General features: G+C 61.3%; 15 protein-coding genes. 6 read left to right on the forward strand and 9 right to left on the reverse strand.

Annotated elements, in window-relative coordinates; all coding sequences use genetic code 11:
• Positions 1–103: 103 nt before the first annotated feature.
• The 3 genes from ACW73L_RS19420 to ACW73L_RS19430 form a co-directional block, all read right to left on the reverse strand.
• Positions 104–5,101 carry a PAS domain S-box protein gene (locus ACW73L_RS19420; RefSeq protein WP_498924228.1) on the reverse strand — a complete coding sequence of 1,666 codons (4,998 nt, stop codon included), beginning with the start codon at positions 5,099–5,101 and terminating at the stop codon, positions 104–106.
• Between the two features lie 237 nt (positions 5,102–5,338).
• Positions 5,339–5,851 (reverse strand): DUF6933 domain-containing protein, encoded by a 513-nt coding sequence (locus ACW73L_RS19425; RefSeq protein ID WP_498924229.1) that lies wholly within the window; start codon positions 5,849–5,851, stop codon positions 5,339–5,341.
• Between the two features lie 614 nt (positions 5,852–6,465).
• On the reverse strand, positions 6,466–6,915 hold the full coding sequence (locus tag ACW73L_RS19430; RefSeq protein ID WP_498924230.1) for an H-NS histone family protein: 450 nt from the start codon (positions 6,913–6,915) through the stop codon (positions 6,466–6,468).
• A 430-nt stretch (positions 6,916–7,345) separates the two neighbouring features.
• Here ACW73L_RS19430 and ACW73L_RS19435 point away from each other — a divergent pair, with 430 nt between their 5' ends.
• The gene (locus ACW73L_RS19435) at positions 7,346–8,275 is read left to right on the forward strand and encodes a sigma-70 family RNA polymerase sigma factor (RefSeq protein ID WP_498924231.1); all 930 of its coding nucleotides are present in this window, start codon (positions 7,346–7,348) and stop codon (positions 8,273–8,275) included.
• 174 nt (positions 8,276–8,449) lie between these two features.
• On the forward strand, positions 8,450–8,584 hold the full coding sequence (locus ACW73L_RS19440) for a hypothetical protein (RefSeq protein WP_498924232.1): 135 nt from the start codon (positions 8,450–8,452) through the stop codon (positions 8,582–8,584).
• A 346-nt stretch (positions 8,585–8,930) separates the two neighbouring features.
• On the opposite strand, the gene ACW73L_RS19445 is transcribed toward ACW73L_RS19440, so the two are convergent.
• Positions 8,931–9,923, reverse strand: a complete 993-nt coding sequence (locus ACW73L_RS19445) for a glycosyltransferase family 4 protein (protein WP_498924233.1) — start codon at positions 9,921–9,923, stop codon at positions 8,931–8,933.
• A gap of 483 nt (positions 9,924–10,406) precedes the next feature.
• On the opposite strand from ACW73L_RS19445, the gene ACW73L_RS19450 reads away from it, so the two are divergent.
• The 4 genes from ACW73L_RS19450 (at position 10,407) to ACW73L_RS19465 (ending at position 12,473) form a co-directional block, all read left to right on the forward strand.
• Positions 10,407–10,577 carry a rubredoxin gene (locus ACW73L_RS19450; RefSeq protein WP_498924234.1) on the forward strand — a complete coding sequence of 57 codons (171 nt, stop codon included), beginning with the start codon at positions 10,407–10,409 and terminating at the stop codon, positions 10,575–10,577.
• A gap of 376 nt (positions 10,578–10,953) precedes the next feature.
• On the forward strand, positions 10,954–11,226 hold the full coding sequence (locus tag ACW73L_RS19455) for a hypothetical protein (RefSeq protein WP_498924235.1): 273 nt from the start codon (positions 10,954–10,956) through the stop codon (positions 11,224–11,226).
• A 222-nt stretch (positions 11,227–11,448) separates the two neighbouring features.
• Positions 11,449–11,772, forward strand: coding sequence for a hypothetical protein (locus ACW73L_RS19460; protein WP_498924236.1), 324 nt, complete (start codon positions 11,449–11,451; stop codon positions 11,770–11,772).
• 296 nt (positions 11,773–12,068) lie between these two features.
• Positions 12,069–12,473, forward strand: a complete 405-nt coding sequence (locus ACW73L_RS19465; protein ID WP_498924237.1) for a response regulator — start codon at positions 12,069–12,071, stop codon at positions 12,471–12,473.
• Between the two features lie 270 nt (positions 12,474–12,743).
• On the opposite strand, the gene ACW73L_RS19470 is transcribed toward ACW73L_RS19465, so the two are convergent.
• The 5 genes from ACW73L_RS19470 to ACW73L_RS19490 all read right to left on the reverse strand — a co-directional run bounded on the left by ACW73L_RS19470 (position 12,744) and on the right by ACW73L_RS19490 (position 15,618).
• A complete protein-coding gene (locus ACW73L_RS19470) occupies positions 12,744–13,247 on the reverse strand; it encodes a siphovirus Gp157 family protein (protein WP_498924238.1) in 504 nt (167 codons plus the stop codon).
• Positions 13,248–13,302: 55 nt separating this feature from the next.
• On the reverse strand, positions 13,303–14,235 hold the full coding sequence (locus ACW73L_RS19475; protein WP_498924239.1) for an ATP-binding protein: 933 nt from the start codon (positions 14,233–14,235) through the stop codon (positions 13,303–13,305).
• A gap of 69 nt (positions 14,236–14,304) precedes the next feature.
• Positions 14,305–15,132, reverse strand: coding sequence for a DUF932 domain-containing protein (locus ACW73L_RS19480; RefSeq protein ID WP_498924240.1), 828 nt, complete (start codon positions 15,130–15,132; stop codon positions 14,305–14,307).
• 72 nt (positions 15,133–15,204) lie between these two features.
• The gene (locus ACW73L_RS19485; RefSeq protein ID WP_498924241.1) at positions 15,205–15,423 is read right to left on the reverse strand and encodes a hypothetical protein; all 219 of its coding nucleotides are present in this window, start codon (positions 15,421–15,423) and stop codon (positions 15,205–15,207) included.
• A 12-nt stretch (positions 15,424–15,435) separates the two neighbouring features.
• A complete protein-coding gene (locus ACW73L_RS19490; RefSeq protein WP_498924242.1) occupies positions 15,436–15,618 on the reverse strand; it encodes a hypothetical protein in 183 nt (60 codons plus the stop codon).
• Positions 15,619–15,772 lie beyond the last annotated feature (154 nt).

The following is a 15,772-nucleotide window of genomic DNA, read 5'->3' on the forward strand; positions in this document are numbered from 1 at the left end:
TTCGGTTTTTTTGTAGGAGCCGAGCGCTCGCGGCGAAGGTGCTTCGATCAGAGCCGTGGTCGGTTCGCCCAGAGGGCTGGGCTCCTACAAGTCGGCAGGCCCATTAATAGCTTCCCCCATGATCGTTCTCCGTTGGGCTCGCGGACCGACGAACATGTGTCAGTATCGTCCTGATGACGGTCGCCGGCCGATAGGGCTTGGAGACGTGAGCCACCATGCCTGCGGCTTCAACACGGGTGCGTTCGTCTTCAAAGGCGTGAGCGCTTAGCGCAATCACCGGAAGTCCGGGCGCCATCCCCTGTATCTGCGCGGTTGCCGTAAAGCCGTCCATGACCGGCATCTGCAAGTCCATCAGGATCACGTCATAAGCGACCGGCCCGTCCCTCAGAATCTGCTGGACGGCTTCGGCGCCGTTAGTGACGGATGTCACTGTGGCGCCCTGAGTGGATAACAGATCCTCCGCGACGATCCGGTTGATCTCATCATCTTCGACAAGCAGCACGCGAAGACCGGCGAGGGCTTGGCCTGCATCCGCAGTCTGCGCCAGCACCTCTGGCGGGGACACCGAAGGATCTTGCGCCGCCCGGTAGGGAAGCTGCACGGTGAAGCGGCTGCCTTCCCCCGGCGCGCTCTCGACGTGAATGCTGCCCCCCATCAGATGGACCAGGCGCTCGGTGATGGCCAGCCCGAGACCGGTGCCGCCGTACTTGCGCGTAAAAGAGCCATCCGCCTGTTCGAATGGTTGGAACAGTCGGGCCTGCTGCGCCGGTGTCATCCCAATCCCGGTATCGGCAACTTCGAGCCTCAAAACCCTGTCATCGATGCCAGCGGACAGGGTCACGGTGCCGGTTTCAGTGAACTTGACCGCGTTGGACAGGAGGTTCCCAAGAATCTGGCGCAGCCGCAGCGGGTCCGTCTGTACCCATCGATCGCAGGAGGGGGGAATGTGCATCTGTAGCGACAAGTTCCTGGTCTTTGCCGACGGGCGCACGTAATCCGTGGCTTCCTCGATGGCCTGATGGAGGTCAACGGGCAGGGCTTCGATGACCAGCTTGCCTTGTTCTATCTTGGAGAAATCCAGGATGTCATTGACGACGCCCAGCAAGTGGTTGCCGGACTGCACGATCTTATGGAAGGCATTGAGTGCTTTCTCGTCGTCGCGGCAATGCCGCATCCCGATCTGTGCAAAACCGAGAATACCGTTCAACGGCGTGCGCAATTCATGACTCATATTGGCCACGAATTCCTGCCGCAAGCGGGCAAGGTTCTCCGCAGCACTCAGTGCTTTCTCTTTGGCCATTTCACCAACCTTCCGCTCGGTCACATCAAGCAGTACACCGAGCATGCGAAGCGCTTGTCCATTTTGGTGGTATTCGAATTCGCCGACACCGTTGACCCAATGGATGCTGCCATCGGGCCAGATGACGCGGTACTCCTCGTCATAGCGCACATGTTTCTCACGGCTTTCGACGATGGCCTTCTCCACTCGGGGCAGATCATCGGGATGCACGCTTCGCGTGAAATCACTGTAGGCTCCGACATCGTCATCGGGTTGATAGCCCCAGTGCCGTTTGTGCCATTCGTCCCAGGTTGCCACGTTGCTTGCCAAATCCCATTCGAAAGTCCCGATATGCGCAGCTTCCAGCGCTAGCCGCAATCGCTCCTTATACTGTTCCAAATTGCGCCGCGCATTTTCGCGTTCGCTGATGTCGACCGCGAAGGCAATCAAACGCGTGGCTGAGCCGGAAGGACTGGGTTGTGCATGCACCGTCATCTCGACGGGAATGGGATGGCCATCTTTATGGCGGTGGCTCGTTTCAAAACGGAGCGAGCCTTTCGTATGGACTTCTGCCGCGGCTGCGGCGAAGGCATCGGGGCGATCGAACTGCGCATCGAAGTCAGAGAGCCGCAGGGTCAGCATGCCCTCAGCTGAGTAGCCCAACATCTGGGTCGCGTGATAATTGGCATACAGGATCTGACCGGTGTCTTCTGCGACGCGATAGATCGCGGTGCCGGCGCTCTCCAGGGCGAACACGGTTTCGCTGAGCTGTTCGTTGAGTGCCTGAAGTTCGGCGGTCCGCTCCGCGACTCGGCGTTCCAGTTGCTGCCGATGGCTCTGTAAATCCATTTCAGCCTTCTTGCGATCGGAAATATCCGTCGCGATGCCGCAGGTGGCGTAGATCTTGCCGTGGGTGTTCCGGAGCGGGAACAGCACTGACAGGAAGGTATGCGGGACACCCTGCTGATCCCACAGGATCTCTTCCTCTTGAATACTCGCCTGCGTAGCTCGCACCTGCTGATCATGCCTGACCAGGGCATCGGCCACTTCCGGTGGGAAGACCGCGTGTACGGCAGCACCGGCGAGAGACTGCGGCACCCGCCCGAGGAACGCCGCATAGCGCCGGTTGACCTGCAGGTAGCGCCCTTCCAGATCCTTGATGAAGATCAGAGCTGGAGCATGATCGAGAATGTCCCGAAGACGCTCCTCACTTTCGCGCAAACGGCGTTCCGCCTCGAGACGTTCCAATTCCCATCCGGCGCGCGGTGCGACCATCGCCAGCAGCGTACGGGCACGCTCAGAGTGGGGCAAAGGGTGCCGGCCGATGGCAGCGATCAAGCCGATTGGGTGGCCCTGGGAATCCCACAGTACCGTGCCGATGTAGCTTTCCGCCTGCAATTCGGCGAGCGCGGCATCCTGCGGAAACAATTGCCGCACATGGCGTTCGTAGCAGCAGACCGACTCGTCCAGCACCGCGCCGCAGGGGGTGTCCTTCAGCGCATACCGTATGTTGTCGTCGAATTGGCCGTCGTGGTAAACGGCGACGGTCTGGGCAAACAGGCCATCGCCCTCCAGCCGGTCGATACAGATGTACTCCACACCGATGCTGGCGGCCAGATACCGTGCCAGCGCACGGAAAAATTCCTCGCCCTCGGAGGGGAGACCACACTGCAGCAGGAAGGACTGGGCTTCCTCCATGCGCTTGCGGTCGTCGATGCCCACCATTTGCGAGATGAAATGCAGGGGCGCCCCGCAGTTGTCGCGGAGTAGCGAGACACTGAGCAAGACCCAGATCGGGTGTCCCGACTTGTGGACGTAGCGCTTCTCCATGCGGTAGGTCGATAGTTCGCCTGACAGCATCCGTCGGACATATTCCAGGTCGTTCTGCAGATCGTCCGGATGGGTGATGTCCTGGAAAGAACCGGCCAACAGTTCGTTTTCCTGGTAGCCGACCAGTCGGCATAGCGCAGGATTCACATTGAGCCAATGGCCACTGGGGGCAACCAATGCCATGCCAATGGAGGCGTCCAGGAAGGCGCTGGCAAACAACGCCTGGCTAAGCCGTAAGGCTTCCTCGGCTTCGATGCGCTGGGTGATATCCCGGGCCACCGCGAAGATGGAGGTCCCGACTGGCGGTGAAGACCGCCACTCCAACCAGCGGTAGCCGCCCTGTGTTGTCCGATAGCGATTGCGGAAATCGATGGCCTTCGCTCCCTCTACATTGTCCGCGAGTTGCCTGAGGGTCGCTGGCTGGTCATCGGGGTGAACCAGGTCAATGAATGCCCGACTTTCGAGTTCCTTGGCGGTATGGCCGAGTGCCGATTCCCAAGCGGGATTCACCCGCAGGAACCGCCCCTCCGTATCGGCGATACAGAGCAGATCCGTGCTCAGTGTGAAGAACTGATCAAGCTCCAGGGTCCGCTGGTGAATCGTCGCCGCGGCCAGTTTGCTCTCCGTGATGTCCTGAACCATACAAACATGGCTGGGCCCCCCGGTGATCTGGATTCCCAGCGGGGCAATCACCATGTTGATCCAGACCACTGAGCCATCGGGACGCAGGCAGCGTTGCTGCACTTCGAATTCGGTGCTGTCATCGGCATTCAAACGCGCCAGCGTAGCGAGATCCGCCTCGCGGTCGGCCGGATGGCCGATCTGCATCCAGTCCATCGTTTTCAACGTTTCACGCGTCCGCCCGATGATCGTCGCATAGCGCGGATTGACCTCATGTATGCGGCCGGTCAGAGACCCGATCAGCGCAATCCCCAGAGGCGCCCTTTCGTACAAAACGCGGTAACGCGCTTCCGCCTCCTGGCGCGCGAGCAGCGCCGCCTGCTCACGCCGCCAGCGGTCTCGACTCCACAGCCAAAGACTGAGCTGGAAGATGAGGCCAAGCACGAGCGTGATGGCAGCCGCCGTACCCCACGCCACCCGATGAATCCCGGCATCGGCTTCCTTGACGTCAATCTTGACGACCAGGAACCACGGCGAGCCCGGGATTGGCGTGGTGTAAGCCAACACCGCTTGACCACGGTAATCCCGTCCGCGGAAAAGAGCGTGATGGCCGCGGGCCGCCGCCGCTCCCGGCAGCTCCGGGTCATCGATCGGGCGGGAAAACGAGAGCTCGGCGTTGGGCTGAGTACGGAAGGGGCTGACGAGGGTCGCTTCGTGTTGGTTGCGCCGGACGAGGTAGGACTCCGCTGTTTCTGTCGGGATCGGCCAGCGCTGTACCAGCGGGTAGATGACATCGTTGGCATCATTCGAAAACAAGATCGCCGCATGGGGCGCTCGACCCTGCGGTCTGACCGGAGCGAGGATACCGAACTGGATCGTGCCGTCGCTGACGCGATGGAGATCCACGAAGGCTGGTTGCTGGTTCGCGATGACGGCTTTGGCTTTCTCACCGAGCTCCGCCGCGTCAACATTACCGATTGCCAGACGGGGGCGGCCTTGCGCATCGAATACTGCGATGGATGCATAACGGTGCGCCTCGGCGATTTCACCGAAGCGTTCCCTGACCCAAGCCCCGAGTTCAGGGGCATGCTCCGGAACATCCAGCCAGCGATCGATCTTTTCGGCGATCGGTGCCCCGCCTTCAGCGAATAGCCGGATATCAGCCTGCATGGTGCTCAACACCTGTTCGAGCTGTTGCCGTTTCTGCTCGGCGATGGTCGTGAGCTGGTTCTCGATGGCTCCTCGCAAGTGATCGCGAATCTTCAGGAACGAAAAGGCACCGACCGCCAGCACCAGCGACGTCGTGAGCAGGAAGGCCAGCACCATGGTGAGCGTGTGCTGACCCGAGGGAACCGCGATCGATGCTGCCATTGGATCTTGCGAACGGGTCCCGGGTGCTGATGGAGGGGAGGCGGACATGGAGACCTCAGATCGATAGTGGGACCCTCCAGTGGGAGATGGGGAGTCATTATGGACGCTTCAGCTGAAGCTACGTTGCGGGCGTTATAGGCGTGGATGTCAACTCCGTTAAGCGCTTCCGCGTACTGCGGCGACCCTGAACCTGAGGTAGCTCGCACCGAATTGGATCACGCCTCAATCCGGCTGGCCTTACCCGGATGGGCAGGTCAGTGCCTGTAATGCCTCCCGTGGCGGCACATGGCCAATCAGCGACAGCAGCATGCCGTTCAACCGCACCGTGACGGCGTCGGGCGCGACCGCGGGGTCTTGGAGGTGGCACTGTGCCTGGAATACCAACTCATTGATGGACCCGAGCACGCGCTGATCGTTCGTCTTCGAAAAGCCGATCCGGTCCGTACTCGGCACGATCAGGCGCTGATGAATGAACCGGAAACCGTCACCGACCAGGGTCGCGCGGAGTTCGCCCAAGGCTCGGGCGAGGAACACGCCCTCGTGCGTCAGCCCGCGTCCGAAGAACACCACCGAGTAGAGCGAAGCCGTATTGGCCAGCAGGATGTACTGGATCCGGTGCGCGGTGAACAGGTGCCCGGTCCAATCGGCGAAAGGGTTGGGATCACGCGGGAGCGCTTGAATCGGCCTGACGCCGATTTTGTCCCCAAGCTTCTGGGTCAGGCGGATGATCACGCCGATGATTCGCCGCAAAGATGCATACCGGCAGTCTCTATCGTCATGGTTGGCCTGTAACTTCTTCTTGTCTCTTTGCCAAAAACAGCCGCGGCGTCAGCACCGGAGGGATGGGCGCACCCCATGCGGTCAGTTGCCGATCGCCTGAGATCAGGCAATGAACATCGGCAGCGCGCGCCAAGCTGACCCGATCGGGAAACGATTCCCCCTTGGTGATGCCCTTCCGGAACGCCATAACCGTTCAACCCTTGTCCAGATGTGTCGTCAGGAACTGTCACAACTTGTGACACCTGCGCGGACCACCAAGGATGGCGGGTGGACTCACAACCGAATGTCGCTCCAGAGGGCCAACCGCCCCACCCGCGGATACCTACGGTGCTGCGACGCGGCCTGCTTGGCCGGCTCGGTAAAGAGCAACTCCGGGTCCGGATCGATACCGATCCGCGTCAGATCCAGGCGGTCCGCACCGTGATGCTCGGATGCGGCGCACCCGCGCCCAGTGACGGGCGCCGTGAATACCCTCCCAGTCGAGTCGGAACTCGGCCCGGGGCACGGCAATCAGGCCCGGTGTGATCGTCATGCCGGTGGGGTACCAGAGTGAAGTGTCACAACTTGTGACACTTCACCGGTCCTCAGACCGCGAACTCCATGATCGACCGGCCCTGCGCCAGGTACGCTTGCAACCACCTGGGCTTCACCCCCCGACCGCTCCAGGCGTTGTTCGGATTGTCCGGATCGCGGTACTTGATGGCGACCTTCGAGCCTTTGCGGCCACCGGCTTCCGGGGCGGCGTCCTTGATCTCCACCGCGACGCCAATGGACGCGGCGAGTGCTTTAACTTTGGCCAGCACTTCGCGTCGCGCCTGTTGCCGCCTCTCTTCGAGCGCCTTCGTCGCGCCTTGGATGAGGTCGGCCAATTCCTGTTCGGACAGCTTCGTGTAGTCGGTCATCGTGATCCTTGTGAAAGCGGTTTGATGGGTTTTCCCAAAGGCCATTTTATGCCCTGGGGCCAATCGAGTGTCGCCGAGGGCTGGCGCGCGCCCGATCTCGGCAAATCGATCATCTCCCACAATGAGGAACATGGCCTGCCTCTCGAGAAGGTGACCACCGCGATGCACTTGATCTTCGGGGGATGCAAAATCCCGGACAAGTAGATCGCGGCGTTTTGGATCTCGGAGCGGCCGACCCGTAGTTCCGTCCCGCGGTAGATGGCACCGCTGTTCCCGGGCGGATAGCGAACATCCGACGTCCGCAATCCGCCCTATCCTTGAGTTACCGCCGGAAATCAATCTCGCTCGGCGGGATCACTTCAAACCGCGAGTCACCGCCACGGCTTCCTCCTCCGGCAGTGGCGGCAACGATCCACCCTTCCGGGCCACCGACGCATCAGCCGATGTATCGGCGTGATTCTGTGACCGAAGTCGCAAAAATACCCCTCGTGTTTTCTGCACGCGTGCCGATCCATAGCACGAGCCGAGCAGAAAACTGTGACCGACTTGGGGGGAACCGCACATGGATACGCTGACTTTCAACACTGCCGACACGCTCGAACCGGATCTGTACCTGAAGACCTTCGTACCGGAACCGATCAGTGAGGCGGTCGACACGCTAGAGCGGGATCTCACCCAGGTCTACTTTCATGATCTGGCCAACACGCGCTTGCTGACGGCGGACGAAGAGAAGCACTACGGCGCCTTGGCCCGCGAGGGCGATGCCGAAGCCTTCCGCATCATGGTCGAGTGCAACTTGCGCCTGGTGATCAAGCTGGCCCGCCGCTACATGAACCGCGGCCTGGACTTCTTGGACCTGATCGAAGAAGGCAACCTGGGCTTGATGCATGCGGTCACCAAGTTCGAGCCCGAGCGCGGCTTCCGGTTCTCGACCTATGCCGCGTGGTGGATCCGGCAGGAAATCGAGAAGGGGCTGATGAACCAGTCGCGGACGATCCGCCTGCCGATCCATGTGGTGAAAGAACTGAACACCTACCTGCGCGCCTACCGCGAGCTCGCAATCAAGCTGCCGCGGGATCCGGAGCCGAAGGACGTTGCCGCCCACGTCGGCGCATCGGTCAAAGCCGTGGAGCAACTGCTGCACCTGAACGAGAAACTGACCTCGCTGGACACGCCGGTGAAGCTGGGCTCGGACCAGATGATGGTGGATACGGTTGAGGACGAAGCCCAGGTCGACGTCACCGAGCAGTTGCACGAGACGGCGGTCGAGCACCAGCTCCCGGTCTGGCTGGCCAGCCTGACGCCAGTACAGCAAGAGATCCTGACCCGTCGTTTCGGTCTGCACGGCGGCGACGGCGAGACGCTGGAAGCCATCGGTGCCACGGTCGGGATGCCGCGTGAAAAAGTACGCCAACTGCTGAATGCCACGCTGAAGCAACTGAAGCGACTCGCGCAGGAACAGGGCTACGATGCCGAGGTCCTGTTTCACTGAGGCATGGATAGTTTGCGTCGGGCTGACAGACCCATCACCGAGGCATGTAACCGACGCGCTCCCTCTGCTGGGATGCGCAGTAGACGGGATGCCCGGGGCGAGGTGGGCCTGCAGTGTGCCACCGCACACGTCCCAACAAGCGGACCCGAACCTCTCAAGACTCCGGAGCTCATCATGTTTAAACGTTTTGCCAATCAGCTCGGGATGATCATCGAACGGTTGTTCGAGGCGGCGCTGGGAGCGATTGCACCCGCGTTGCAGCACAAGACGAAACAACGTCGATCGACGTTGATCGGGATGCGGTCTTGAGCGCAAGTTCGCCGGGGATGAGTCGCCAACGGCCGCATTGACGACACGAGGCCGGCTTCCTGCCGTTCCGTCACTCGCCCGTCACCGATGGTCTTGCATCAGATGCCGACAACCCGGGCATCTGGGTGCGGTGAGGTGGCTCAGCCAGACCAGCAGCGCAAAAGGGAAGAAGCAGACCATCGCCAGGAATCGCAGGCTCTTGACCAGCCCTTCCCGTTGACATGCAGCGCAGTCACGACAAACGAAGTGTCTTGGCATTGTGGTATCGGTGGCGGGTCGATCGGTGACTGCCTGCGTGGCCGATGCGGTACCGTGTCTGACGGCGCTCGACCGAGACAGCCTCGGTTCATGGTCTTGGAAATAGGAAGACGAACCCCAGGGTAACGATCAAAAAGGGGTAAGCGAGCACCGGTTCAGGAACAAGAAACGCCTGCCCCAGCACACCGACCGCGCAGAACAGGAGATTGAGACTCACGAGGCTCAGCGTCGTGCAACTGGGCGTCCTGCCGTAGTGCAGCAGGAGGTGATGCAGGTGATCGCGACCGTCAGTGAACGGGCTGACGCCATGGCGTAAGGGCCGTTGCACCATGACGCGCAGGGTATCCAGGACGGGGAGTCCGATGATCCAGAGGAGGGCGGCGGGCGTGACGACACGCTCCGCACCCTGACTGAACTGGATGGCGTACCACGCGAGTCCGGTGCCGAGCAGCATGCTGCCACCATCCCCGAGGAAAGCTATGGCGCGCGGGTTGACCGGGTGTCGGGCATTGACGGCGAGAAAGCCGATCAGGGCCGCGATGAACAGGGTGAGTTCGGGCGGCACCACGCCGCGAGTCAACCAGCACGCAAAGCCAAGGGCACCCAGGCTCGTGGCGACCAAGCCGCCCGCTAGGCCGTCCACGCCATCGGCCATGTTGATGGCATTGATCAGTCCGGTACCGCAGAGAATCGTGAAGCCCAGGCTGGCGTAGCTCAGGTTCAAGCTGCCGAAGCCGAGCAGATGGCCGAGGTCAGTGACCCGCAGACCCGTCGTCCAGGCCATCACGCAGAACATGGCGGCCATCAGTCCCAGCCGCGCCCGGGCGGATAGCCCGTGGGCGTCGTCAAGCGTGCCCACCAGTGCGGCAAACGCCAGAAACGGCAGCACGCCGTTCGGACAACGAGTGAGACAGGCCAAGAGGATCGTGCTGCCGAGGATGGCCAAGCCCCCGGTCAGTGGGGTCGGCTGCGCGTGGGCTTTCCGTCCGCCGGGGACATCGACCAGCCCCAGTCGGACAGCGGGTGCAGCGAGCAGCAGGGTGAAGGTCACCGTCAGCACCGCGGCGGTGGCACTGCTCATCCAGAGGGGTTGCGTTACACTCTGTAAGCCGAGCAACCCGGCGCTGAGTCCGTACAGTCCCGCCCGGAATACGCCGGGGAGCGCGTATGAACGCGTGTGGGCGGCATGCTGGCTAGGGGACCGGTAAAGTCGTCGGTCGGAGATGCGATGGCTGGCAACGGGGCGTGCCCGAGCCGGCGTTGACTTCTGAACGGCGGGCTCCGACATTAACAATAATCCCCCTATTTATCCCCATTTTTATGGCGTAAACCACGATGCCTCCGAGGATACTAGCAGTCGCGTCTTGCTATGGCATTATAATAATGGTTTACAAAGTATTTTACTTGACTGGAAAGATCGCGTATTTAGGGGTTTACACTAAAACCGAATAAGTAAAAACCTTAAATCGTATTCTAGGTCTTCAGAAAAAGTATTAATCTCGACTTACAGCACATAAAGATGCTGATAAAGAAAAAATAGTGTGGCAATTTCAGCGGTTTATGGATGAGCAACAATAGCGTTTTGATGTGCCGCCACTGCGGCTACCTTTACGATGAGTCACGCGGCATTCCGGAGCAGGCGATCCCCGCAGGAACTGCGTTCGATGAACTCCCGGATAATTGGCAGTGCCCGGAATGTGGCGCGGAAACAGAAGATTTCTATCGGATCGTCTAAAACCCCGTTGACGGCGGTCATCGTGGCAGTTGGCGGATCAGACCGCCTGATCTGGACAAACGCACGGAGTATCCCTAAGCTCGACGACGCCTAGCGCGTTCCTAGGATCTTCAGGCGAGCCAGTGTCCATCCGCACCACCGTACAGTGGTCATACGGAAGCTCTGGGTTAAGGGTACACAACTGGCTGACGCGACCGGCTGGGCAAGCGCCCGGCTCCTGGAGAGGTTGCAGCGGGTGCCGGCCGCATCCGGCACCCGCTCCCGTCACAACGGGGCAGCGAACATCGGACCCAGTAGGCGCAGACAATCTGGCTGGTTGTTTCGGCCGCCACACCGCTAATACTGGCAAGTCGCAGGTCATGCACCACCGCACTGAGTGGCATCGGGCGATTATCTCGACAAGTCCGGCTCGTGCACTTCAATGGTCACGCGTGCTGAAGGTCTCATCGTCAGTATCGAGACAAAACTGGTGCGCAGTCCATGGCTCGCCCACTCCGTTCTCTTCTTCCTCAAACTCACCGTCTCCGGCCCGGAAATCTTCGGGGAGATCGTCGTTCAGCCAGTCAGGCTTGGTTCCAGTGCCCATGGTGCTCTCTGCAGCCATGCCAAAGTGCAGGGTACCGAAAGCCGTTCGCCGATGGTGAACTAGGGGGGGTGGCGCCATCGTTGACATTGGATCGACGCTTCGATCCATCGGCTTTCGATACATGAAAAAAGCTAATGGCCCGCGTGTAACCCGTCAATCAGGAAACGCTGTATACCTTTAAGTTTTTGACCGATATACACCCAAACCCTGACATCGTTCATCAGCCCCTGTTTCACTCAGTTGCACGATGGAATCAGTCGTCACCACACGAACCGGCGCCACCGCATGCACGCCATTACTAAACGCGCTATCGACCCTGCAGCGGGGCTTCGACCAGCCGATACACGGTCGCTGAACTCGGTGGAGAGCGTCGATGCGCGTGCTACTCTCCTGGATGACATTCCAAAGACTCTCTATGTCCAGCGGTTGGGCACCGCCAAGGGCGATGTGATTCAGGTCCAGACCGCAACAGGCGTTCCAGTGGACGCCTTCCCGTTCAACTTCATGCAGTTCCTCAAGGTAACCGAGAATGAACTCGACGCTCTCCGCGATGGCGGCTACTGGGCGGCGGCGGAACCCCCTCCTCCTTCAATCTGCAAGGCTGCCTGATGCCGGGCTAGCGGCTCACCGCTGCAGCAGCCGCAGAGCCGACATGCTTGCTATACTCCGAGTCGCTCCATGCTCTCCTGAGGAGACGGGAAGCCCGGATGCAAATGCCGGCGGACCCCGGGCGGGGATCGTTCTTCCCCGCCGGGGTTTTATTTTTCACTCCCCGCATCGCGAACCACGCCTCCGAACCGCTACCCCACAGTCCCGGAGACGCGACGACGCGGATACCTTTCACGATCACACCGATATCTGCGCGCCAGGGAAGCGCCTCCCTTAAATCGACTGAGACGGCTCTCATGAATCAGGCAGCGGCATACAAGGTGCTGATCGTGGATGACAACGCTGATGCAGCCAACAGCCTGGCGGCGCTCATGCAGATCGCGGGCTATGAGACTCGCGTAGCCTATGATGGAAAGCAAGGCATAGAGGTGGCGGCCAGCTTCCGCCCGGAGGTCCTCCTGCTCGACCTGGGTATGCCCGGGATGAATGGTTACGATGCCTGCCGTCACCTTCGTGAACAAGACTGGGGCCACGATATATTCGTGGTGGCACTCACCGCGTGGGGACAGCCCGGAGATCGCCAAAAAAGCGCCGCGGCGGGATTCGATGCCCACTTGGCCAAACCGACAGACTATAAAACCATCGCTACCTTGATCGCTGATCGGCATACCGGCGTCAGATCGTCATCGTCCGGAAGCTGATACGAGCCCATGGCGAATTGTTTCGCGATCCTAAAGCTGCTTTCAGGGTGCTCTATTTCAATTTAGATCGCCGAAGCGTGGGGAGGCACCTAACTTCCTCGAAAGCGATCACCGATCACTCATAGGTAACCGATAAAGCCCCACGCGAGCTGGCCGTCAGGCGAGCGAGCGCGGCGGCCTCATCGGGCGCGCTTCGGGGATTGAGCCTTCCTCGCCACAGTCTCCAGAAGAGAAAGGAGAGCAGCCCCCGCACCGCTCTCCCGTTCGGGCCTATCTCACCACCAACCGTGTCCCCCGCGAAAGCGCGGCGCCCGGCACCTCGCGTCCAGCCTCGATTGCCTGCTTGATGCCCGCCTTGTCGAGCTTCACCGTGATGACCGCTTCGTTGAACTCGTCCGGAACCGCCGCCTCGTTGAGGATTTCCACCGCCGCCGGGTTCTTCTGGATCGCCAGCACGAACCACGGGGATTCGATCTTCTGGATGCCGCAGGCCTCCATGTTCGTCTTCAAGTAGTCCTTGATCCAGCGTGCTCGGTTCTCGATCGCCTTGCGGCGCCGGGCCATGTTCTCTTCCGCGGCCTTGACCGCCTCGGCGAAGGCCTCCAGGTTCCGCATGAACTTGGCGACGTTGACCGCCTTGTCCTGCAATGCACCCTCCAGGCCTTCCAGCGTATCGGCCACGGCCTCCGCCGGCAGATCGACGTCGGGATCGGTGAAGGCCTCCAGCGCCCGCCGGTAGGTCTCGCTCAGTTCGTACAATGCCAATGTGCCCATGATCTTGGTCTCCGCAAACGGGCGGGACGGCCTTCCGCCCCGCCCTGGTGGAACGTTAAGCGGCGGCGGAACGGCCGTTGCTGCGATGGGGAGTGCCAGCGCCTTGGAGCGGCGCTTTCAGAATGGCGCCCTTCCGGTCGGCGCAGTAGCGCTTGAGCTCCTCGCGATCGGACGGCGTCAGCCGGGCGATGTCACCTTCATACGCCCGCCACCAGTTGTTGAGGTGCGGCACGTTGTCGATGGCATCGACCTTGGCCTTGAGGCTTTCCAGCAGGATCCGGCTTTCCTCGGTGACATCCCGGCCGGTGTCCAGCCATTCCCGCAGCTCTTCGCCGGTGGCGATGGCCGGCACGAAGTGTTTGCCGTCCAGCAGCCGGGTCCGGTCCTTGGTGGCTGTCGCGATATGCCCGTCGACGCTGAGGTCCATGACCACCGTGAATTCGTACTCCATGCCATCGCGCTGGACCGGCGCGAGCCCGACCTTGATCGGCTTCTTCTTGCCGTTGCCGTCGTCGACCAGGTCATAGGCGGTCTTGGTCCGCATCGTCGTGATGATGTGCAGGTTGGCGCCGAGGATCGTGTCGACCAGGGCGTTATGCTGCGGCGTGACTTCCCGCCAGGCGGTGAAGCTGTTCTGCGTTTTCGAGGCGAGCGTCGCCTTGTCGTGCATGTCGAGGATGCCGCCCTCGCCGACCCAGGCATGGGACAGGCTGTCGATGATCAGCACGTCGTAACCGGCCTGCTCGGCGCCACGGATCAGCGCGACGTAGCGGTCCGGCGTGAACGGCGCCCGCAGGGTCGCCGCGTCGTACTCGGCAATATCGGCGTACAGTTCGCCGCTGCCGTTCTCGGTGTCGATCAGGGCGATCCGCCCGCCCGGGGCGAGCCCCTGGGCGATCAACAGAGCGGAAAAGGTCTTGCCGCTACCGGAGGGCCCGCACAGGGCCAGGCGGAGTTTGGCTTTCTTGCGTTCGGCGCGTGTGAACATGACTGTTCTCCTATGTGCTACGGGTGGGAAAGGAACGGGCGCCGGCGGCTACCGGCGCCCGCTCGGGTTTTATGCGGTCAGGCGCGCCATTTCCTCGGCGAGGGTCCAGAGCGCACGGTTCAGCCGGACGTTCTCGGATACGCCCCTGACTTCGCGGGTCGTCGTGCGCCGGCCGTTGGCGCTGCGGCCGGACAGACCGCCGCGAAGCAGGTTTTCCTGCACCCGGTTAAAGGTGCGCCAGAGATCGGCGCCGCGGTCCTCGGGACGGCGCGCCTCGTTGAGCTGCCGCGGTTCGATGGGCGCCGCTTCATCCGGGTCGTAGCGAAGCTGCAGCGCCGCGCGGGCGAAGGCCTGCTGGTGCTCGGGCTTTAGCCCGATCCGCTTCATGGTGTCTTTCGAAGCGTCCACCCGTTCGAAGTCATCCAGCACCCGGAACGCGCCATCGATGACATTGCCCACGACGTCGCCCGCATGCCGCACCCGGAAGTCTTCGTGCGTGTCGCCGCAGATCAGTCCGTTGTGACAGACGAACCGGAAGCAACCGGCCAACATCTGATAGCTCGACGTGCCATCGTGCGAGTTCACCAGGATGATTTCGTTGGCCTCGTCACCATTGATCTGCCGTTCGTGCCGAAAGCGCAGCAGGTGTTTCGTGAAGGCTTCCTTGCCCTCGGTGCGGCTCTGGGCCTGGCACGCCATGAACGGCTCGAATCCTTCCCGGCGCAAGCCGTTCACCACATCGATGGTGGGAATGTAGGTATATCGGCGCGAACGCGATTCGTGCGCCGAGGTGGCGAACACGGACGGCGCGGCGCCCATGATTTGATGATCGGTCAACGGCCGATCCGAACGGACCAGACCGGAAACCCGCTTGAATGATGCGGCTAAAGTCGCCATGATTTCATCTCCTGGTGTGCTACTGGGAAACCTAGAGGGGGACACGGGGCGGCTACCCCGTGCCCTCTCGACCTATGCCGCTTTCAGAGCGGCTGACTCACCGGTCGCCGGCCGCGGATAGCGCAGCGTGAAACGCAGCCCCGCCAGCTCGCCGAACTGCTCTTCGCTCAAGAAAAGCTGCACTTCCTTGTCGCCCTGATGCAGGCAGATGGCGACCTTCGCTTCCTGCTCGCACTCGCCGACGCTCAACACGCCACCATCCATACCGTCGAACTGAAATACTCGTCTCATTGCCGTTCTCCTTCAGAACAGTTGATCGCACAGGGTTGATTCGGCATCTTCCCGGCCTGGGCGCTCCGGCCCGTCATCCTCTTCGCACTCCGGCCACTCGGGATCGAGTTGCCGCAGTTCCGCCAGTTCGGCTTCCCGCCGGAACCGCGGATCGGTCGCGAAGCGCTGCTGAAACAGCGCATTGCTTTTGCTCATGGCATGCCTCTCTATACTTTTATGTATAGCGCCGGGCAAACAAGGCCCTTGGAGGCAGGCATGGATCAAGCCATGCCTGCCGGAATCCCGCTTTCTCCCTTTTACGTGCCGAGCCTAGCGGGGAAAGAACACACGATAATTATACATAAATGTA

The sequence above is a fragment of the Methylolobus aquaticus genome, assembly GCF_054172105.1.